This is a genomic window from Bartonella sp. A05 (assembly GCF_026930145.1).
In the GTDB taxonomy this organism is placed as follows: Bacteria; Pseudomonadota; Alphaproteobacteria; order Rhizobiales; family Rhizobiaceae; genus Bartonella.
The window spans coordinates 89,283-110,821 of sequence record NZ_JANHOJ010000001.1; the positions used below are offsets into that span (position 1 = coordinate 89,283).

The window sequence follows — 21,539 nt, forward strand, 5'->3', positions numbered from 1 at the left end:
GGAAAGGGTCTATAGAGAATGTTTGCTAATAACGAATGCGAAGCAACTATTCATTATTCTAGTAATGGATATAAACTTATAAAATATGGAACCTATACTCTTTGTGCTGTCAGCGGACAAAAAATTCCTCTAGATGAACTCAAATATTGGAATCATCATCGCCAAGAAGCATACGCCAGTTGTGAGCTTTCTTACCAGCGCGAACTTGAGTGCAATCCTCATCTCAGCCAATTGTTACAAAACACAGAAAATAGCTGACTCGCAACTGATAAAACAATTGCTCTTGCTTTTAAAATCACAAATTAAAAGGGATGTTTTCGTTTATTAAAATGAACCATCACTTTTCCAACAACATATGGCAAAAATCTGTAAAAACCAAATTTGAATCAGTAAACGACGATTTTTTATCAAAACCGCCTTAAAACGCTCTCCTTCTTTTTTTGATTTCTTTCACTCATCTTGATATCAAACCTCGCAAATTCACTCTTTCTACATCAGCATAATTCAGAAAATAGAGTGGAAGAATGTTTAAACTTTACGATGCATCACTTGTTTCAGGGTCAAGAAACCGATGCAAATTCACGATATAATAACGTTGTAATGCGTTATCTACACTGCTTTGCGCTTTCGCTCGCCATGCTTCTTGTGCTGATTGATAATCTGGAAAGATACCAACTACATCCAAAGCGTTAAGATCCTTAAATTGGTTACCATTAAGATTTTTTAATTCTCCTCCAAACACAAGATGCAATAATTGTTTTTTCTCGTTGGCTTCAATCATTTTTGCCTCCGTATCATCACGAAATTTTAAAATATTTGTATGTGATTAGACTAACTTTGCTTGACGAACAATATCTATCATCTTTTGACAGCAATTATTTTCACCAGCAATTAAAAGCCCATATCGATAGGGTTTAATCCCATAAAAAATAGATGGTGCGTCAATCGGCGAAAAACAGCCACCACACTCCTGCAGAATGAGATCAGAAGCAGCAATATCCCAATCGTGACAATTCGGCCGAACAAACACAATATCAATCTCACCTCGAGCAGCAAGAACAATACGATATGCTAGAGAAGGAATGTAACGATAAAAACTAATTTGATTGCAAAAATCATATGGCAATTTTTGAGCTATCGATGCATCAAATGAGACTCTATATTTTCGATTAGCTTGAAACGTTAAACGAGGCAGCCCTACACCATTTAATGTTGCCCCTTCACCAGTAATAGCTGCATAAACGGCACTTTTAGCAGGACACTGCACAATACCAACAACAGGACGCTTATTCTCAATAATAGCAACAGAAATACACCAATAAGCACTGCCAGAAAGAAAACCACGTGTTCCATCAATGGGATCAACGACAAAATAGCGCTCATAAGTCTGTTGTTCCCTATCATCTACCGTCTCCTCCGAAATCCAACCATAATTCGGTCGCGCTCTAAGAAGTTTTTCCTTTAAAAAGTGATCAACTGCAATATCTGCTTCACTAACTGGAGAATTGCCATTTTTAAACCAGACACCCAAATCACTTCCAAAATACTTCATTGCTAAATCTCCTGCTTCCCAACAAACATCAAGCAAAAGATTAAGGTCAGAATAATAATGTACGTTATTTTCCTGCAAGTGTCATTCCTTCAATTAATAATGTCGGAGCAGCGGTACCATAACGCCGATCAATATCACTCGCAGGTGTTAAATGCGCCAACATATGAAGCAAATCAGAACCTAGCGTTACTTCACTCACTGGATAGGCAATTTCGCCATTTTCAATCCAAAAACCAGCAGCACCGCGACTATATTGGCCTGTCACAAAATCAATGCCATGCCCAAATAATTCTGTAACGTAAAAACCATTCTGCACATCTTTTACCATATCGTGAGGTGATACCAAACCCGGTTCAATAGCAAAATTTGTACTTGATGGCTGAACCAACGATGCCGAACGCACACCACGTCCATTGGTTTCAAGCCCCAGTTCCCGCGCGGATGATGAGGAAAGAAGCCAATTTTGCAAAACGCCATTCTCAATAATATTCAGTGCTTGTCCTTCTACCCCCTCACCATCAAAAGGTCGAGAAGCATTCCCACGCAATTTCAAGGGTTGATCCGTCACATTGACATCAGGTTTCATCACCCTTTTCCCCCTTAAATTTTGTAAAAGGCTCGTTTTGCGAGCAACCAATGCTCCATTGACCATACTTGCAATATGCCCAGCAATTCCGCGAGCCATACGCGGATCAAAAATAACATTAACAACCCCAGTAGCAGCACGAACTGCCCCCAACCGTCGAACCGCACCTAATCCCGCATTTCTTCCTATAGTTTCTGCAGCCTCCAAATCGGAAAAATGTAAAGAAGTGGTATAATCATAATCTCGCTCCATTGCTGTACCTTCACCCGCAAGTGCGCTACAAGAACGTGAAAAACAACTGGAACGGTAAGACCCGCAAAAACCATCGCTGGTTACAAGAACAAGTCCACCACTGCCATAAGTTGTTGCAGCTCCACCAGAATTGCTGACTCCCTTAACATCAAGAGCTGCTGCTTCCATTTTCAAAGCATCTTCTGTTAAAAAATGACTTTGTGGAACAAAATCATCAAAAAGATCAAGCTCTTTAGGACACGTAACCAAACGTTCTTTATCGGCCAACCCCTCAAATAAACTATCAGGTGAAGCCTTAGCCATCGCAACAGCACGTTCTGCCAAATCCTGCGGATAAGCAGACAAATTCGCAGAAACACTTGCGACTTTTTTTCCAACAAAAACCCTTAATGTAAAATCATCACTCTCTGAAGCTTCTGTCGTTTCGACTTTACCAAGACGAACCGATACACGAACAGAATGCGAGCGGATAATAACAGCATCAGCAGCATCAGCTCCAGAACGCTTTGCTGCCTCCACTAATGAAGCCGCCTTATCAATCTGGTTTTCATCAGTCATTATAGACTCCTTAAAATATTGATGATTCACATTAGTGAATAATCTGGCAATTTCATCAAAAAAATAATTTTTACATGCCATTCGTCTAAAATTATAGGCAATTCATGCATTATTTTTCTTTTAACCAATCGAAAAGTTTTCCTTTTCGCTTCTCCACAGAAAAACATGACTTATTGTGTCTGTGCTTTCGTTTTCAAAAATTTAAAATTTGTATCTTCATCTATTGAACAACTAAAGTATAATAATCTGCAATTTTGACCCTTTTTACCCACGAATTTTGATAAAGACTGCAACATCTCTCTCTTGTTTCATTACAGGCGAAGCTTATTTTCTTTAGCGTGAGAGGCCACAAATAGCTGAAAGAAAATTATACAGTCGCAAAACAACGTATCCGTAGAATAAAATGCAGTGAAAGAACTGTACCAAATAATTTTTTTAACTCTATCAAACAAAAATAAGCTATTTTTCACGTTTAAAATTACGATTTAAGTTTATAAAGGCGTATGGCTGTCTCACCATAAAAACGCTCATCATCTAAGTAAAATATATCAGGTAAATCAATAATCGCTTCTTTTTTTTCTTCAAGTATAAAAAGTGTTTTGTCTTTTGCCCATCCTCCTTTAAAAGCCGACATAAAAGCCTGTTCACCTAAGCCATAGCCATAAGGAGGATCTGCAAAAATAACATCAAACGGCAATATTGTCCCAACAACACCAAGTTTTGTTGCATCACGACGTAAGATTCGTCCAACTCCTTGCAAACCAAAAGATTCAATGTTTTTGTGAATTAAGCCACGCCCCTCAACGGAATTTTCAACAAAAATAGCAGCTTTTGCACCACGCGAAAGCGCTTCAATTCCCAAAGCACCAGTGCCAGCAAAAAGGTCAAGAATACGCTTATTTGTCCAAAAGTGTTCTTCTCGACTAGCAAGAATATTAAAAAGGCTTTCACGCGTACGGTCACTGGTCGGGCGAATAGATTGACCGATAGGCACCGATAAAACACGCCCTGCAAACTTACCGCCGATAACCCGCACGCGTTTCTCCCAATGACTTAGATGTTCTTGCACGATGACTAGATGGCTTAGATTTTTTTACATTCCCGTCAAACGGCTTAACCTTTTTTTTCTTTCTCTCCAAAAAATGTTCATCATAATCACCTTTGAAAACCTTCTCTGCTCTTTTAGAAAATGTAGCTTTCTTAGAAAACTTGTCTTTTTTGCCAATAACACGAGCTTCACTCTCAAACGTTTTGCCACGTTTTTGATCAAAACCACCATACCTATCTTTTCGTAACTGACCTTCCTGTCTCTCTTTGCGTAACGAACCTTCTTGCTGCTTCCCACGTAATGGACTTTCTTGCCAGTCTCGGCGTAATGAAACTGCTTTTGGTCTTTCCTTCTCTCGATCAAATGATCTCTGACCAGAAAAATCACTTCTATTCTCATAATGATTATCGTCATTATAGTAAAATTTTTTACGCACACTTTGCGGACGTGCACCAGGAGCCATCCACACGTTAGAACGACGCGAACGCAAAAGAAAACGCTCTGCCTTCCCATCCGCATTCTTATCCTTACGCATAAATTTCTCATCAAGTTTCGTACTTAACCGTTCCCGACCACGTTCAGCAACGCTGCCTTTCTTTCTACGCTGTGCAATACTTTCACTCGAAAAAATCCAGCCATTATCCTTTAAAATAGGCTTTTTACTGCTTTGTTTTTCCGCAACAACTATAGAATTTGAAAATGGCTTAAGAATAGGAGCATCAAAATCTGCATTGGCTTGTGCAATCAAGCGTTCACCCAATTGATCACGCAACATTCGACCTTTTAACTCGCGAACCGCCCCTACTTCCAAATCAGATAGATGAAATGGACCATAAGATACACGAATCAAGCGATTAACTGATAACCCTAACGCCCCCAACACATTCTTTATTTCACGATTTTTTCCTTCACGCAAAGCTACAGAAAGCCAAATATTCGACCCCTGCTCACGTTCAATGGATGCTTCAATTGAACCATAGAAAATACCATCAATTGCAATGCCATTTTTCAGACTATCAAGCTCACTTTGTTTAATTTTTCCATGAGCACGAACCCGATATTTGCGAACCCATCCTGTTATAGGTAGCTCTAATACACGCGCTAAACCACCATCATTTGTTAACAGTAAAAGCCCTTCCGTATTAATATCAAGCCTACCCACTGAAAGAACACGAGGCATCCCCTCCGGCACATTGTCAAACACTGTCGGTCTTCCTTCAGGATCTCGATTGGTCGTAACCAATCCTGCCGGCTTATGATAAAGCCATAACCGCGTACGTTCTATAGGAGGCAAGAGCTTTCCATCAACTGTAATGACATCAGAGCGCGTCACATTAAAAGCAGGTGTAGTCACAACCGTACCATTAACAACAATACGGCCCGCAACGATCATCATTTCTGCATCGCGACGCGACGCTACACCAGCACGCGCTAACCTTTTAGCAATCCGTTCGCTCTCATTATTTTCATTCATTTTCTTTTCATCCCAGCCTCTTTTCGGCCATTTGATAAATTCATCATATTTCCTATCACGTTTATTCTAAAAAGGAAGAGTGGTGCAACAGCTCATCTTTTTCCAGACTCTGTAATCATAATGGTACCCATTTACCTTCAAATAAACTCTAGGCACGTATAAAAACTTATGGCAACAGCTTTCATCATAAAACTAATCATAATAAGCTCACTCACTTCATAACAAGCCTTTATATAAACTTTTGGTTATTAGCACTCTAAACAGAAAGCATAATATGATACTTACTCCTATGGAAATAGCTCTTTTAAAAGCACAAGAAGCAGCAAAACAAGATGAAATTCCCGTGGGTGCGGTTATCACGCATGGAAAAACGATCATTGCACGTGCCGGTAATTTCATAAGAAAACCACATGATCCTACAGGACATGCAGAAATGCGTGTTATTCGTATGGCTTGTCAAATATTTCAAAATGAAAGGCTTCCTGATTGCGATCTTTATGTAACACTTGAACCTTGTGCTATGTGTGCTGCTGCCATTTCATTCACACGAATACGGCGCCTTTATTATGCCACAAGCGATCCCAAGGGAGGAGCTATCGAACACGGCCCACGCTTTTATCAACAGCCAACCTGTCATCATATCCCTGAAGTTTATTCTGGGTTTAAGGAAAGAGACGCAGCTCAATTGCTCAAAGATTTTTTTGCACAAAAACGATATCAGAAATAAATTTCGTCCTTCTTTCCCCAAATACCGACCACTTAAACAAACGACAACACTTTTTCTTTGAAGACCCCAAATACTTTCTATCAAACCTCACTTTTAAAGCACTTTTCTTCATTTATATTGTTTTTCTTTCACTCATTTGGTCAACAGTCGCTGTTTTTACCAACTGACGATAAATTACAACAAAAACCAATCTATATACGATCTGCTTAAAACATAAGTCACATTGCACGCACATTCGATTGAAGTTTCTAACTCCATTTGCAACGAGCTAACTCTTCTTTCTTATTATTTTAACGAGGAAAGAAGAGCAATATAATGAAAAATTACGGTAAATCTGCCTTATCGGCACCATAAGTAGAAAATGACATCCCATTTAAAAAAGCAGCGATAAAATTACTCACAAAAATATTCTTACTCTACATTTCTCTATTGCTTTCATTGTCTTTAAAGAAACAGCCCTCTTACGCAACTGTGGCCTACTTGGAACTGTTCCCCATGTAAACGCGCCTCTTCATGAACCAAAGAATGCATTTCACTGCCAATATAAAAGGTTATTTTCAGCAATAATCAACCTAAAACGATAACCATCTATTGAACACCGTCCCTCTGATCCAAAACCTCTTAAATTTTACCAAGCGCCTTCAATTCTCGCAAAGCAGCTGCATCACGAGCTGACACATCTGGATAAGCTGGATCACTCCCAACATCCTGTGTGTAACGCCACGATCGTGCACATTTTACACCCAATGCCTTTTCCACACACACTCCAACACCTTCAACATCATTTAACATAAAAGCATCTGAAGGCGGTACATCTTGAAGTATTGTTATAGCACTGGTGATACAAATTTCTGCCATATCCAAATCGTTCAGCGATTCCAATAAAACCGGATTAGAAATAAGAACTACAGGTGCAGCTTCCAAAGAAGACCCAATACGCTTATCTGCACGTTCTAGCTCTAAAGCACCTGTAACAACTTTACGAACTTTCCGAATATTTTTCCAACGTTCCGCTAAAAGTTCATTCTTCCATTCCTCTAGCACTGGACGAAATTGTTCCAAATGCACTGAGCGGCTCTCCGGATAACACTCCAACCAAGCTTCCTCCATTGTAAAAGGTAACATAGGAGCAAGCCACGTGACCATTCGATCAAAAATCTCACGGACCACTTGCAAAGAAGCCTTACGTTTTTTTGATGAAGGTGCATCACAGTAAAGAGAATCCTTGCGGATATCAAAATAAAATGCAGATAATTCAATAATCGAAAAATCCAATAACGCACGCATAATCCTTTTAAAATCAAATGCATCATAGGATCGATTAATCAACTGATCGAGTTCATAAAGACGATGCAATATAAATTTTTCAAGATCTGGTAGCTCACAATAAGGTACTTCATCACCTTCATCATGGACCAAAGTTCCAAGCATCCAACGAATTGCATTACGCAATTTACGATAAGAATCTACATTTGTCTGAAGAATCTTTGCGCCCAAACGCTGATCTTCCCAATAATCTGTCGTCATCACCCAAAGACGGAAAATATCGGCTCCAGACGTTTTAATAACATCTTGTGGAACAACCGTATTCCCCAAAGACTTAGACATTTTCTTGCCTTTTTCGTCCAAAGTAAAGCCGTGTGTAATCACCGCCTTATAAGGCGCACAAGCGCGTGTACCACAACTTTCTAAAAGAGAAGACTGAAACCAGCCACGATGTTGATCAGAGCCTTCAAAATAAACATCAGCAGGCCACTGCAAATCAGCACGATCTTCTAAAACGAAACTGTGACTTGCCCCAGAATCAAACCACACATCAAGAATATCACGTACCTGATACCAAGACTCATGCGCACGCTCACCTAAAAAACGTTCACGCGCTCCTTCTGCAAACCACGCATCCGCTCCTTCAGCTTCAAAAGCCTGCAAAATACGCTCATTCACCTCTTCATCTTTAAGAATAACGCCGTCTTCATTAGCAAAAATACAAATCGGAACACCCCAAGCACGCTGACGAGAAAGAACCCAATCGGGACGATCTTCTATCATGGAAGCCAAACGGTTTTGACCAGAAGAAGGAACAAAACGCGTTTCCATAACCGCTTGTAAAGCTCGACTGCGCAAAGTTGAACCATCCCCTAGGTCTTTGTCCATTGAAATAAACCATTGCGGTGTATTGCGAAAAATGACCGGTTTTTTCGAACGCCAACTATGAGGATATGAATGTTTCAAACGACCACGTGCAAATAATCGATCTGCTGCAATTAAAGCGTTAATAACCTCTCTATTAGCATTCCCCATTTTTCCATTATCGTCAATAACGCGAGCTGATCCTTCTTCACGATCTGGCCCAAAACCTGGAGCATCTTTTGTATAAAAACCAGCATCATCAACGGGAAAAGGTATCATCGTATCAATACCAGCCTGTTCTAATGTAGACTTATAACTATTCCAAATTTCAAAATCTTCGCGTCCATGGCTAGGCGCTGTATGGACAAAACCTGTACCAGCATTATCCGTCACATGGGCTCCATCGAGCATCGCAATCTTATAGTGATAACCTCCAGCAAAACCTTTCAATGGATGAGCAAGAACAAGAACTTTAAGCTCATCAGAAGAAACAACGCGTAAACGCTTTAAAACAAGTTTTGCTTTCTCTGCACAACTCTCTGCTAAGGCATCAGCAAAAAGAAGTTTTTCCCCAATTTGAGGACCAAAATCATTTTCCGCGCTTTCAACCTCATAAACACTATAAACAATCTGCGAAGAATAACTGACTGCACGGTTACCAGGAATTGTCCATGGTGTTGTTGTCCAAATCACAACACAAGCATCATATAAATCATCGGATTTTGTTTCAGAAACAGGAAATTTAACCCATATAACTTCCGATTCATGATCGTGATATTCAATCTCTGCCTCAGCTAAAGCTGTGCGTTCAACAACAGACCACATAACAGGCTTTGAGCCACAATAAATCTGATCTGACATAGCAAACTTCATCAATTCACCAGCAATACGTGCTTCCGCATGAAAAGCCATTGTCGTGTAAGGATTTTTAAAATCCCCAACGATGCCAAGACGCTTAAACTCTTCACTCTGAACGGCTATCCAATGTTGTGCAAATTCACGACATTCTTGACGAAATTCATTAAGAGGCACATCATCCTTATTCTTACCCTGTGCCCGATATTTTTCTTCAATTTTCCATTCAATCGGAAGTCCATGACAATCCCAACCAGGGACATAATTTGCATTAAAACCGCGCATTTGAAATGAACGAACAACCACATCCTTTAAAACTTTATTTAAAGCGTGCCCAATATGAATATTACCATTCGCATAAGGCGGACCATCGTGGAGAACATAAAGTGGACGGTCTTTTGATTGTTGACGCAATTGGGCATAAAGATCCAGATTTTCCCACCGCGCCACGAGCTCAAGCTCTTTTTGCGGCAACCCTGCGCGCATAGGAAAAGCTGTTTGTGGTAAATAAAGAGTCTTTGAGTAATCTATTGTTTCTATTTCATTTTTCACAGACATTGTGAAATGTTCCTGTCTACTTTTATGATTTTATCTTTGCATAATATCTCTCAATCCAGGTTATTTAATCTACAGGAAAAGGTGAGCTAGTAGCTCATATTAAGCAGAGATCAATAAAATATATTATTATGTCAAAGCTTTAACATGAAATCGTCAAAAAAAGAAACCCCAAAATGAACATACGAAAAAATTAAAGGCTCTGCCAAAGACAGAGCCTCCCCAAAATAACTCTTTAAAATAAATTAAAACTTGTAAGCTACACCAACGCGGAAATCATTCGTTTTGTAATCAAGCTCAACTTTATCCTTTGCGAATTTCTTCTTACCAAAATCCGAATAACGATATTCTGCACGCATGATAATATTGTCGGTCATCGCTAAATTAACGCCAGCACCAAGTGTATAACCAATCAATGTTTTAGTTTCATCTGCTTCAGAAGAACTTTCTCTTTTACTATCTTCCATCTCTGAAATAGCGTTTTGAATCTGTGCATAAGCAACACCACCGTCAGCATAGGGCATAAAGCGATCAACAGCAAAACCAACACGTAACCGTGTTGCACCAGACCATTTTTGCTTTAAAGTATAACTTGGTTCTGAGTTTTCTGCATCGTTAGCTTTAACAGAAGAAGCACTAAAAGTGCTTGCACCATAACTGCTTCTATTGGCAGTTGTATCATTCTTCTCCAAAGCGATTGTTTTTATATCCTTTTGCCCAGACCAAACAATATCTGTATCAACACCTAGAACAAAACCATCACCGAAATCAACATTGTAACCTGTGTAAATTCCACCTAAAAAATCAGAAAATTTTAGCAATGAATCTTCATTATCCGAAGCCGAAGCCGTTGAGCTTCCTTCAAGAACATCTGCCTTAGCCTTATTCGTAATACCACCAGCTTGAACACCAAAATAAAAACCAGACCAAGAAAAATTAGGAGACACAACAACTTGTGGAACAACTGAAACTTGTGGAACAACTGATCCTGATGATCCTGATCTTTGAGAAACTATAACATCCGCTGCATGAGCCGCTGAAGCTGAAACAAAAGCAAAAATAGAGGCCGTCATTAAACATTTCATATTCATAAATTTATCTCCAAATATCTGAAATGTAATTATATAAGAATCAGAAACGAACCCTATATAAGATATTCTATTTCAAATATCTGTAGTAAAAATAACACAATTTAAAAAAAACTAGGATCCTATAAAATAGGATCCGTTAGAAATTTAATCTAGAAAAACTCTAAAATTTATAAGCTAAACCAAGGCGGAAGTCATTTGTCTTGTAGCTAAGGTCAAGTTTATCCTTTGCGAATTTCTTTTTACCAAAATCCGAATAACGATATTCTGCACGCATGATAATATTGTCGGTCATCGCTAAATTAACGCCAGCACCAAGTGTATAACCAATCAATGTTTTGGTCTCATCCAACGAATGAGGAGAACTTTCTTCCTTTCCTTCTCGACTCTCTGAGAGAATATCTCGAAGCCGCGTATAAGCAACACCACCAGCAACATACGGCATAATGCGATCCACAGTAAAACCAATACGCATACGTGTTGCACCAGACCATTTTTGTTTTAAAGTATGCTTAGCAACTCTAAACTTATCTTCCTGATTACCCCCTACCCCTGGAACATCAACTCTTGCTACGCCTTCTGCTGGAATAGGCCATCCTGTCAATTCTGGAATACCATATCCAGGCAAGACTACCCTTGCAGCACCAACTCCCGGCACACCTGCTCCCGGAACACCAACTCCAGGAATACCAACTCCCGCTCCATCTTCAATGTTGTAAGTTACAGTTTTTGTGTTTTTTCGTCCAACCCAAACCATATCCGTATCAACACCGAGAATAAGGCCACTACCAACATCAACATTAGAACCGGCATAAAGGCCACCTGTAAAACCTGAAAGCTTAGGAACCAAATCTTTACCAACCGGAATGCTGAGCTCCTCACCAACAACATTCATTTTACTCTTACTCGAAAAGCCACCGATCTGGCCCCCAAAATAAAAACCCGACCAAGAAAAACCAGGATCAACAATGACTTGAGGAATAAATAGTTCTGACTGTTGAGGGGTAATAATATCTGCCGCCCATACCGCTGAAGTTGAAACCAAAGCGAAAATAGAGGCTGTTATTAAACATTTCATATTCATAAATTTATCTCCAAATATACAAAATGTATTTTATAAAAGATATTATTGCAAATATCTGTAGTAAAAATGATACAGAAGAGAAAAAAGTAAAGACCCCATCAAAGATGGAGCTACTAAGCAATTGAATCTTGTAATAAATTAGAAAGCAATAAATTAGAATTTATAAGCGACACCAATACGGAAATCATTAGTCTTGTAACCAAGTTTCTCTGCGTTCTTTACAAATTTCTTTTTACCAAAATCCGCATAACGATATTCCGCACGCGCAATAAAATTGTCGGTCATAACAAAATCAACCCCTGCAGCAAGCGTATAACCAACCATTGCTTTTGTTGAATCTACCACGTTCTTAGGAAGAACTGTTTCTTTAATCGATGTTGAAATGATATTTTGAAGCCGCGTATAGGCAATACCAGCAGAGACATAAGGCATCATACGATTAATAGCAAAACCAACACGCATCCGCGTAGCACCAGTCCACTTTTGTTTTAAAGTATGATTACGATGGATAACATCGCCTTTCTGAGCGTTGTCATCACCAATTTTTTCAATAAAAACAGTTTTTGTATCCTCTCGTTCAACCCAATTAATATCCGTATCAATACCCAGAATTAAGCCATTCCCAACATCAACATTAGAACCGGCATAAACACCACTTATTAAACCGGACGGTTGTGGCACTGCATTTTTACGCATTAAGGCCAATGCATTAGCATCCCCAAGAAGACTTAAAGAAGGCCGACTTGAAAAATCACCAAACTGACCTCCAAGATAAAACCCTGTCCAAGAAAAAATAGGCGCTTCAACAATCGATGAAACAACCGGTATTACTTTATGAGAGATCTTCACATCTGCTGCCTGCGCGGCCGAAGATAAAATAAAAGCGGAAATAGAGACCGTAATAAAACATTTTGTATTCATAAATTTACTCCGTAAGTATCCGAATACATAGCCTATATAAATCTCGAACCTCAAATATCTGTAGCAAAAATGAAACAGCTATAGAAAAAATAAAACCCCCATCAAAGACAGAGCTTCCTAGCAATTTCATTGTTCAATCAATTAGAATTTGAAAGCAACACCAGCACGGAAATCATTGGTTTTATAACTTCCCTTTTTCATTCTATCTGGATAAGCTGCGTCATATACGAATGGAATTTCACCAAAATCCGTATAACGATATTCTGCACGCACAGCAATATTGTCAGTCACTGCAACATCAAGACCACCACCAAGCGTATAACCAATCTTCATCTGTGACTTAGCAGGCCAACGAACACCAGTACCGATTACTTCCCCACCCACAACTTTACCTTCTGGGTCAAATGGGATACTGAATCCTTCTTGTGTAACTTGATAAAGTCCTGCCTGCTGCATCTCCACATAAGCAACACCACCAGCAACATAAGGCATCATACGACCAAGAGAAAAGCCAGCACACACCCGCGTCGCACCAGTAAAATCGACTTGAGTCGATAATACTGTATCGACAGCACTATCCTTTCCCAATTTTGCACCCTCTACCAACGTGATCCCCAGTTGCTTTAAGAAATCTTCTCCTACCCTCACCATCTCGCCTGTGGACTCATGTTTTTTGCTTGACAAAAGCACATCTGTATCAATACCGAGAACAAAATAATTGCTAAAATTCATATTGTAACCAGCATATACGCCAGCTGCTAAACCTGACAAATCCTTACTAGCTCTAATGTAATAAGGAAACGGGTCTTTTAAGTCAGTGGAAACATACCCCTGCTGAGCACCAACATAAAAACCCGACCAAGAAAAATTTGAGTCTGCTCTTTTAGAAGTAGTAGAAACCTGCGCCTGTGCTGCAGACAATGAAACAACCGCAGCAATAAATGCCACTCCCCAATCTTTCATATTCATAAATTTGCTCCATAGATGATATTCGAGATGTAATACGCAAATCTAAAATTTAGTATTACACAAACACGCTCAAATATCTGCAATAAAAATGTCACAAAAATAGAAAAAGCTCCATCAAAGACAGAGCTTCCTAGCAATTTCATTGTTCAATCAATTAGAATTTGAAAGCAACACCAGCACGGAAATCATTGGTTTTATAACTTACCTTTTTCATTCTGTCTGGATAAGCTGCGTCATATGCGGGTGTAATTTTACCAAAATCTGAATAGCGATATTCTGCACGCACAGCAATATTGTCAATCACTGCAACATCAAGACCACCACCAAGAGTATAACCAATCTGCATCTGTGACTGAGTAGGCCAATAAACAGCAGTACCGATTACTTCCCCACCCACAACTTTACCTTCTAGGTTAGCTGGGCGGATGTATCCTTCTTGTGTAACTTGATAAACTCCTGTCTGCTGCAGCCCCACATAAGCAACACCGCCAGCAACATAAGGCATCATACGACCAAAAGAAAAGCCAGCACGCACCCGCGTCGCACCAGTAAAATTGACTTGAGTCGATAATGCTTCATAGAGAGCACTATTCTTTCCCAATTGTGCACCCTCTACCAACGTGATCCCCAGTTGCTTTATGACCTCTTCTGTTGCCTGCGACCTCAATCTGGTGGACTCATGTTTTTTGCTTAACAAAAGCACATCTGTATCAATACCGAGAACAAAGGAATTGCTAAAATTCACATTGTAACCAGCATATACGCCAGATGCTAAACCTGACAAATCCTCACTAACACTAAGACCATAAGGAAACTGGTATTTTAGATCAGTGGCAACATACCCCCCCTGAGCACCAACATAAAAACCCGACCAAGCAAAATTTGATTTTGATTCTGCTCTTTTATAGGTCGCAGAAACCTGCGCCTGTGCTGCTGACAATGAAAGCACAGCAACAACAGATGCCGCTATCCAAGATTTCATATTCATAAATTTGCTCCATAGATGATATTTGAGATGTAATAAATTTAGTATTACACAAACACGCTCAAATATCTGCAATAAAAATGTCACAAAAATAAAAAAAGCCCCATCAAAGATAGAGCTTCCTAGCAATTTCATTGTTCAATCAATTAGAATTTGAAAGCAATACCAACGCGGAAATCATTGATTTTATAACTTATCTCCTTCGTTTTGTCTGGAAAATATATGTCATATACGAGTGCAAATTTACCAAAATCCGTATAACGATATTCTGCACGCATAGCAATATGGTCAGTCACTGCAACATCAAGACCACCACTAAGAATATAACCAATCTTTATCTGTATCTCGGTAGGCCAAACAATACCAGTACCGATTACTTTCCCACCCACAACTTTACCCTCTGGGTCAAATGGGCCTCTGTGTCCTTCTTGTGTAACTTGATAAAATCCTGTCTGCTGCACCCCCGTATAAGCAACACCGCCAGCAACATAAAGCATAAGATGGCCAAGAGAAAAACCAGCACGCACCCGCGTCGCACCAGTAAAATTGACTTGAGTCGATAATACGTGATGGACAGCACTATCGTCTCCCAATTTTGCACCCTCTACCAACGTGATCCCCAGTTGCTTTATGACCTCTTCTTTTGCCTGCGTCTTCAATCTGGTGTACTCATGTTTTTTGCTTAACAAAAGCACATCTGTATCAATACCGAGAACAAAGTAATCGCTAAAATTCATATTTTTACCAGCATATACGCCAGCTGCTAAACCTGACAAATCCTTACTAGATCTATTAAAAATAGAATGCAGGCCTTTTAGGTCAGAGAAAACATCCCCCCCCTGAGCACCAACATACAAACCCGACCAAGAAAAATTCGATTCTGCTCTTTTAGAGGTCGTAGAAACCTGCGCCTGTGCTGCAGACAATGAAACAACCGCAGCAATAAATGCCACTCCCCAATATTTCATATTCATAAATTTGCTCCATAGATGATATTCGAGATGTAATACGCAAATCTAAAATTTAGTATTACACAAACACGCTCAAAAATCTGTAATAAAAATATCACAAAAATAGAAAAAGCCCCGTCAAAGACAGAGCCCTTTAGAGACTAAATTATTCAACAAATTAGAATTTGAAAGCAACACCAGCATGGAAATCATTGATTTTATAATCTAGCTCCTTCGTGTTGTCTGGAAAATATACATCATATACGAGTGTAACTTTACCAAAATCCGTATAACGATATTCTGCACGCACAGCAATATGGTCAGTCACTGCAACATCAAGACCACCACCAAGCGTATAACCAATCTTCATCTGAGACTTAGTAGGCCAAACAACAGCAGTACCGATTACTTCCCCACCCACAACTTTACCTTCTGGGTCAAATGGGCCTCTGTATCCTTCTTGTGTAACTTGATAAACCCCTGTCTGCGGCACCCCCGCATAAGCAACACCGCCAGCAACATAAGGCATAAGATGACCAAGAGAAAAACCAGCACGCACCCGCGTCGCACCGGTAAAATTGACTTGAGTCGATAATACTTGATGGACAGCACTATCGTCTCCCAATTTTGCACCCTCTACCAACGTGATCCCCAGTTGCTTTATGACCTCTTCTTTTGCCTGCGTCTTCAATCTGGTGTACTCATGTTTTTTGCTTAACAAAAGCACATCTGTATCAATACCGAGAACAAAGTAATCGCTAAAATTCATATTTTTACCAGCATATACGCCAGCTGCTAAACCTGACAAATCCTTACTAGATCTATTAAAAATAGAATGCAGGCCTTTTAGGTCAGAGAAAACATCCCCCCCCTGAGCACCAACATACAAACCCGACCAAGAAAAATTCGATTCTGCTCTTTTAGAGGTCGTAGAAACCTGCGCCTGTGCTGCAGACAATGAAACAACCGCAGCAATAAATGCCACTCCCCAATATTTCATATTCATAAATTTGCTCCATAGATGATATTCGAGATGTAATACGCAAATCTAAAATTTAGTATTACACAAACACGCTCAAAAATCTGTAATAAAAATATCACAAAAATAGAAAAAGCCCCGTCAAAGACAGAGCCCTTTAGAGACTAAATTATTCAACAAATTAGAATTTGAAAGCAACACCAGCATGGAAATCATTGATTTTATAATCTAGCTCCTTCGTGTTGTCTGGAAAATATACATCATATACGAGTGTAACTTTACCAAAATCCGTATAACGATATTCTGCACGCACAGCAATATGGTCAGTCACTGCAACATCAAGACCACCACCAAGCGTATAACCAATCTTCATCTGAGACTTAGTAGGCCAAACAACAGCAGTACCGATTACTTCCCCACCCACAACTTTACCTTCTGGGTCAAATGGGCCTCTGTATCCTTCTTGTGTAACTTGATAAACCCCTGTCTGCGGCACCCCCGCATAAGCAACACCGCCAGCAACATAAGGCATAAGATGACCAAGAGAAAAACCAGCACGCACCCGCGTCGCACCGGTAAAATTGACTTGAGTCGATAATACTTGATGGACAGCACTATCGTCTCCCAATTTTGCACCCTCTACCAACGTGATCCCCAGTTGCTTTATGACCTCTTCTTTTGCCTGCGTCTTCAATCTGGTGTACTCATGTTTTTTGCTTAACAAAAGCACATCTGTATCAATACCGAGAACAAAGTAATCGCTAAAATTCATATTTTTACCAGCATATACGCCAGCTGCTAAACCTGACAAATCCTTACTAGATCTATTAAAAATAGAATGCAGGCCTTTTAGGTCAGAGAAAACATCCCCCCCCTGAGCACCAACATACAAACCCGACCAAGAAAAATTCGATTCTGCTCTTTTAGAGGTCGTAGAAACCTGCGCCTGTGCTGCAGACAATGAAACAACCGCAGCAATAAATGCCACTCCCCAATATTTCATATTCATAAATTTGCTCCATAGATGATATTCGAGATGTAATACGCAAATCTAAAATTTAGTATTACACAAACACGCTCAAAAATCTGTAATAAAAATATCACAAAAATAGAAAAAGCCCCGTCAAAGACAGAGCCCTTTAGAGACTAAATTATTCAACAAATTAGAATTTGAAAGCAACACCAGCATGGAAATCATTGATTTTATAATCTAGCTCCTTCGTGTTGTCTGGAAAATATACATCATATACGAGTGTAACTTTACCAAAATCCGTATAACGATATTCTGCACGCACAGCAATATGGTCAGTCACTGCAACATCAAGACCACCACCAAGCGTATAACCAATCTTCATCTGAGACTTAGTAGGCCAAACAACAGCAGTACCGATTACTTCCCCACCCACAACTTTACCTTCTGGGTCAAATGGGCCTCTGTATCCTTCTTGTGTAACTTGATAAACCCCTGTCTGCGGCACCCCCGCATAAGCAACACCGCCAGCAACATAAGGCATAAGATGACCAAGAGAAAAACCAGCACGCACCCGCGTCGCACCGGTAAAATTGACTTGAGTCGATAATACTTGATGGACAGCACTATCGTCTCCCAATTTTGCACCCTCTACCAACGTGATCCCCAGTTGCTTTATGACCTCTTCTTTTGCCTGCGTCTTCAATCTGGTGTACTCATGTTTTTTGCTTGACAAAAGCACATCTGTATCAATACCGAGAACAAAGGAATTGCTAAAATTCACATTGTAACCAGCATATACGCCAGCTGCTAAACCTGACAAATCCTTACTAGCTCTACTGAAATTAAGAATCGGGCTTTTTAGGTCAGTGGCAACATACCCCCCCTGAGCACCAACATAAAAACCCAACCAAGAAAAATTTGATTCTGCTCTTTTAGAGGTCGTAGAAACCTGCGCCTGTGCTGCAGACAATGAAACAACCGCAGCAATAAATGCCACTCCCCAACATTTCATATTCATAAATTTGCTCCATAGATGATATTTGAGATGTAATACGCAAATCTAAAATTTAGTATTACACAAACACGCTCAAAAATCTGTAATAAAAATATCACAAAAATAGAAAAAGCCCCGTCAAAGACAGAGCTTCCTAGCAATTTCATTGTTCAATCAATTAGAATTTGAAAGCAATACCAGCACGGAAATCGTTGGTTTTATAAGAATGTTCAGCTATATTATCTAAGACGAATACATCCCCGTGCAATTTTCTTTTACCAAAATCTGAATAGCGATATTCTGCCCGCACAACAATATTGTGAATCACTGCAAAAGCAATACCCCCACCAAGAGTATAGCCCACCATTGTTTCTGTCTTATCCGATGTGTTAGTAGAAACAAGTGGTTTAACTTGCTCCTTTTCTTCAATTAATTTCGGTGCTGTATTTTGAAGCTGTGCATAAGCAACACCGCCAGCAACATAAGGCATAAGACGACCAAAAGAAAAACCAACACGCACCCGCGTCGCACCAGTAAAATTGACTTGAGTCGATGTCGCACCAGTAAAATTGACTTGAGTCGATAATATTGGATGAACAGCATTATTCCCTCCCAATTTTGCACCCTCTACCGACGTGATCCCCAGTTTCTTTGTGACCTCTTCTCTTGTCTTCGTCTTCCTTTGGATGTACTCATGTTTTTTGCTTAACAAAAGCACATCTGTATCAATACCGAGAACAAAGGAATTGTTAAAATTCGTATTGTAACCAGCATATAAGCCAACTGCTAAACCGGACAAATCCTCATTAGCTCCATCAAAAATAGGAAGTGGGCCTTTTAGGTCAGAGGAAACATCCCCCCCCTGAGCACCAACATAAAAACCCGACCAAGAAAAATTCGATTTTGTTTCTGCTCTTTTAGAGATAGTAAAAACCTGCGCCTGTGCTGCAGACAATGAAACAACTGCAGCAACAGATGCCACACCCCAATATTTCATATTCATAAATTTGCTCCATAGATGATATTCGAGATGTCCTATTATCGTACATCTATCGTTTAATGCTATACACTAAATACTCAAAAATCTGTAAAAAATGCCACAAAAATAGCAAAAGCTCTGTCAAAGACAGAGCCCTTTAGAGACTTAATATTCAACAAATTAGAATTTAAAAGCAACACCAACGCGGAAATCATTGGTTTTATAAGAAGTTTCATATAGATTGCTGAGATCTGTTAAATTATTTAAGTCTGGTTTTAGTTTGACTTTACCAAAAGCCGAATGACGATATTCCCCACGTACAATAACACCATCAGTCACTGCAAAATCAAAACCTCCACCAAGAGTATAACCAACCTTCACCTGATCACTCTTTACCAGATCATCACTATCCTTATCCTCTTCTGCCACTTGAAGCTGCGTATAGGTAATACCAGCAGCAGCATAAGGCATCATACGACCAAGAGAAAAACCAGCACGAAACCGTGTCGCACCAGACCAGTTTTCAGTTAAGATTTTTATTATATTGTCTACATCATCATATTTTATACCTTTTTTGCTCAACACAGACACATCCGTATCAAGACCGAAGACAATACCACCACTGCCAAAATCCATATTGTAACCAGCATATATACCACCTCCCAAATTTGAAAACAGAGATGCAAACAGAGATGAATCGTTCGAATCTGATTCCATCTGTGTTTTTTTCGTTTCCCCCAACTTCGAATCTTTCACAATCTTAGAGCTTCCCACCTGAGAACCAATATAAATACCTGTCCATGAAAAAGCTGCTGCTTTTCCTGTAGAAAGCATAAAGCCTTGTGCCTGCGCTACAGACATGGAAACCACAGCAGCAAAAGATGCCGCTACTAAATATTTTATCTTCATAAATTTACTCCATAGATAATATCTGAGATGCATCATCACCGCACACCTATACCGAATGTTATACATTAACATTCTAAAAATATTCTAAAAATATTCTAAAAAACGTGATAAAAATGCCACAATCATAAAAAAATAAAAGTCCCATCAAAGACAGGACCTTTTAATAATTGAAGTATTCAATCAATTAGAATTTGAAAGCAACACCAACGCGGAAATCATTAGTTGTATAGGAAGCTTTATATAGCTCGCTCATAGACGTTGTTAATTTGAAATCACCAAAGCCAGAATGACGATATTCTCCACGCACAATAACATTGTCAATAGCTGCAAACTCAAGACCACCACCAAGAGTATAACCCATTTTAATCTTATCGCCAGCATCTGCCAAATCGTTATCCTCTGCAGCGGCTTTAAGCTGTGCATAAACAATACCACCAGCCGCATAAGGCATCATACGACCAAAAGAAAAACCTACACGTGCACGTGTTGCCCCAGACCAGTTTTCTTGCATTTTTCTGTCTGTACCATTTTTACCCTTTGTAAAAGCGCTACCAGACAACACTGCATCCGTATCAACACCTAGGATGAGGTTACCACCCAAATCAAAATTGTAACCAGCATATATACCACCTACTACATTTGACAACAGATCTGACTTTTTTGTTTCATCGCCTAGTTTCTTATCTGGGACACTCGATGCTTCAGAATCAGCCGGCTTAGAAAACGAAGAATGACCACCCTGAACACCAATATAAAGACCTGCCCATGAAAAAGCTGCTGCTTTTCCTGTAGAGATCGTAAAGCTTTGTGCCTGTGCTACAGACACAGAAACTACAGCGGCAACAGATGCCGCTACTAAATATCTCATATTCATAAATTCACTCCATAGATAATATTTGAGATGTACAATTATCGCACATCTTTCGTTTAATGCTATACATTAATACTCAAAAAATCTGTAGTAAAAATGC

Annotated in this window: 20 protein-coding genes; 2 read left to right on the top strand and 18 right to left on the bottom strand. The window is 39.6% G+C overall.

The window, feature by feature from the left end; translation table 11 throughout:
• Window positions 1-18 precede the first annotated feature (18 nt).
• The gene (locus NPX98_RS00305) at window positions 19-258 is read left to right on the top strand and encodes a DUF2093 domain-containing protein (RefSeq protein ID WP_269021953.1); all 240 of its coding nucleotides are present in this window, start codon (window positions 19-21) and stop codon (window positions 256-258) included.
• Window positions 259-535: 277 nt separating this feature from the next.
• Here the strand turns inward: NPX98_RS00305 and NPX98_RS00310 are convergent, their stop codons facing one another.
• From NPX98_RS00310 to NPX98_RS00330, 5 genes are all read right to left on the bottom strand, one after another.
• Entirely contained in the window at window positions 536-781 is a 246-nt protein-coding gene (locus tag NPX98_RS00310) for a DUF4170 domain-containing protein (protein ID WP_269021954.1), read from the bottom strand.
• A gap of 45 nt (window positions 782-826) precedes the next feature.
• A complete protein-coding gene (locus NPX98_RS00315; RefSeq protein ID WP_269021955.1) occupies window positions 827-1,630 on the bottom strand; it encodes a 3'(2'),5'-bisphosphate nucleotidase CysQ in 804 nt (267 codons plus the stop codon).
• Complete coding sequence (locus NPX98_RS00320) at window positions 1,617-2,948, bottom strand: TldD/PmbA family protein (protein WP_269021956.1); 1,332 nt, start codon at window positions 2,946-2,948, stop codon at window positions 1,617-1,619. Before NPX98_RS00320 ends, NPX98_RS00315 begins: the two co-directional genes overlap by 14 nt.
• Before the next feature lie 478 nt (window positions 2,949-3,426).
• The gene (gene rsmD / locus NPX98_RS00325) at window positions 3,427-3,984 is read right to left on the bottom strand and encodes a 16S rRNA (guanine(966)-N(2))-methyltransferase RsmD (RefSeq protein WP_269021957.1); all 558 of its coding nucleotides are present in this window, start codon (window positions 3,982-3,984) and stop codon (window positions 3,427-3,429) included.
• Window positions 3,965-5,470 carry a pseudouridine synthase gene (locus NPX98_RS00330; RefSeq protein WP_269021959.1) on the bottom strand — a complete coding sequence of 502 codons (1,506 nt, stop codon included), beginning with the start codon at window positions 5,468-5,470 and terminating at the stop codon, window positions 3,965-3,967. The genes rsmD and NPX98_RS00330 overlap by 20 nt, the downstream gene beginning before the upstream one ends.
• 274 nt (window positions 5,471-5,744) lie before the next feature.
• On the opposite strand from NPX98_RS00330, the gene NPX98_RS00335 reads away from it, so the two are divergent.
• Entirely contained in the window at window positions 5,745-6,197 is a 453-nt protein-coding gene (locus NPX98_RS00335; protein WP_269021960.1) for a nucleoside deaminase, read from the top strand.
• A gap of 621 nt (window positions 6,198-6,818) precedes the next feature.
• Here the strand turns inward: NPX98_RS00335 and ileS are convergent.
• From ileS to NPX98_RS00400, 13 genes are all read right to left on the bottom strand, one after another.
• Complete coding sequence (ileS, locus tag NPX98_RS00340; protein ID WP_269021961.1) at window positions 6,819-9,740, bottom strand: isoleucine--tRNA ligase; 2,922 nt, start codon at window positions 9,738-9,740, stop codon at window positions 6,819-6,821.
• A 242-nt stretch (window positions 9,741-9,982) separates the two neighbouring features.
• Window positions 9,983-10,828 carry an outer membrane protein gene (locus NPX98_RS00345; protein ID WP_269021962.1) on the bottom strand — a complete coding sequence of 282 codons (846 nt, stop codon included), beginning with the start codon at window positions 10,826-10,828 and terminating at the stop codon, window positions 9,983-9,985.
• 160 nt (window positions 10,829-10,988) lie between these two features.
• Window positions 10,989-11,909 carry an outer membrane protein gene (locus NPX98_RS00350; protein WP_269021963.1) on the bottom strand — a complete coding sequence of 307 codons (921 nt, stop codon included), beginning with the start codon at window positions 11,907-11,909 and terminating at the stop codon, window positions 10,989-10,991.
• A 153-nt stretch (window positions 11,910-12,062) separates the two neighbouring features.
• Window positions 12,063-12,830 carry an outer membrane protein gene (locus NPX98_RS00355; protein ID WP_269021964.1) on the bottom strand — a complete coding sequence of 256 codons (768 nt, stop codon included), beginning with the start codon at window positions 12,828-12,830 and terminating at the stop codon, window positions 12,063-12,065.
• A 141-nt stretch (window positions 12,831-12,971) separates the two neighbouring features.
• Entirely contained in the window at window positions 12,972-13,799 is an 828-nt protein-coding gene (locus NPX98_RS00360) for an outer membrane protein (RefSeq protein ID WP_269021966.1), read from the bottom strand.
• A gap of 154 nt (window positions 13,800-13,953) precedes the next feature.
• Window positions 13,954-14,787, bottom strand: coding sequence for an outer membrane protein (locus NPX98_RS00365; protein ID WP_269021968.1), 834 nt, complete (start codon window positions 14,785-14,787; stop codon window positions 13,954-13,956).
• A gap of 143 nt (window positions 14,788-14,930) precedes the next feature.
• Window positions 14,931-15,758 (bottom strand): outer membrane protein, encoded by an 828-nt coding sequence (locus NPX98_RS00370; protein ID WP_269021969.1) that lies wholly within the window; start codon window positions 15,756-15,758, stop codon window positions 14,931-14,933.
• 154 nt (window positions 15,759-15,912) lie between these two features.
• Window positions 15,913-16,740 carry an outer membrane protein gene (locus NPX98_RS00375; RefSeq protein ID WP_269021970.1) on the bottom strand — a complete coding sequence of 276 codons (828 nt, stop codon included), beginning with the start codon at window positions 16,738-16,740 and terminating at the stop codon, window positions 15,913-15,915.
• 154 nt (window positions 16,741-16,894) lie between these two features.
• The gene (locus NPX98_RS00380; protein WP_269021970.1) at window positions 16,895-17,722 is read right to left on the bottom strand and encodes an outer membrane protein; all 828 of its coding nucleotides are present in this window, start codon (window positions 17,720-17,722) and stop codon (window positions 16,895-16,897) included.
• A gap of 154 nt (window positions 17,723-17,876) precedes the next feature.
• Entirely contained in the window at window positions 17,877-18,704 is an 828-nt protein-coding gene (locus NPX98_RS00385; protein WP_269021971.1) for an outer membrane protein, read from the bottom strand.
• 154 nt (window positions 18,705-18,858) lie between these two features.
• Window positions 18,859-19,683: an outer membrane protein gene (locus tag NPX98_RS00390; RefSeq protein WP_269021973.1), complete on the bottom strand. Its 825-nt coding sequence runs from the start codon at window positions 19,681-19,683 to the stop codon at window positions 18,859-18,861.
• Window positions 19,684-19,839: 156 nt separating this feature from the next.
• On the bottom strand, window positions 19,840-20,568 hold the full coding sequence (locus NPX98_RS00395; protein ID WP_269021975.1) for an outer membrane protein: 729 nt from the start codon (window positions 20,566-20,568) through the stop codon (window positions 19,840-19,842).
• A 184-nt stretch (window positions 20,569-20,752) separates the two neighbouring features.
• Window positions 20,753-21,442 carry an outer membrane protein gene (locus NPX98_RS00400; protein ID WP_269021976.1) on the bottom strand — a complete coding sequence of 230 codons (690 nt, stop codon included), beginning with the start codon at window positions 21,440-21,442 and terminating at the stop codon, window positions 20,753-20,755.
• Window positions 21,443-21,539: the final 97 nt, after the last annotated feature.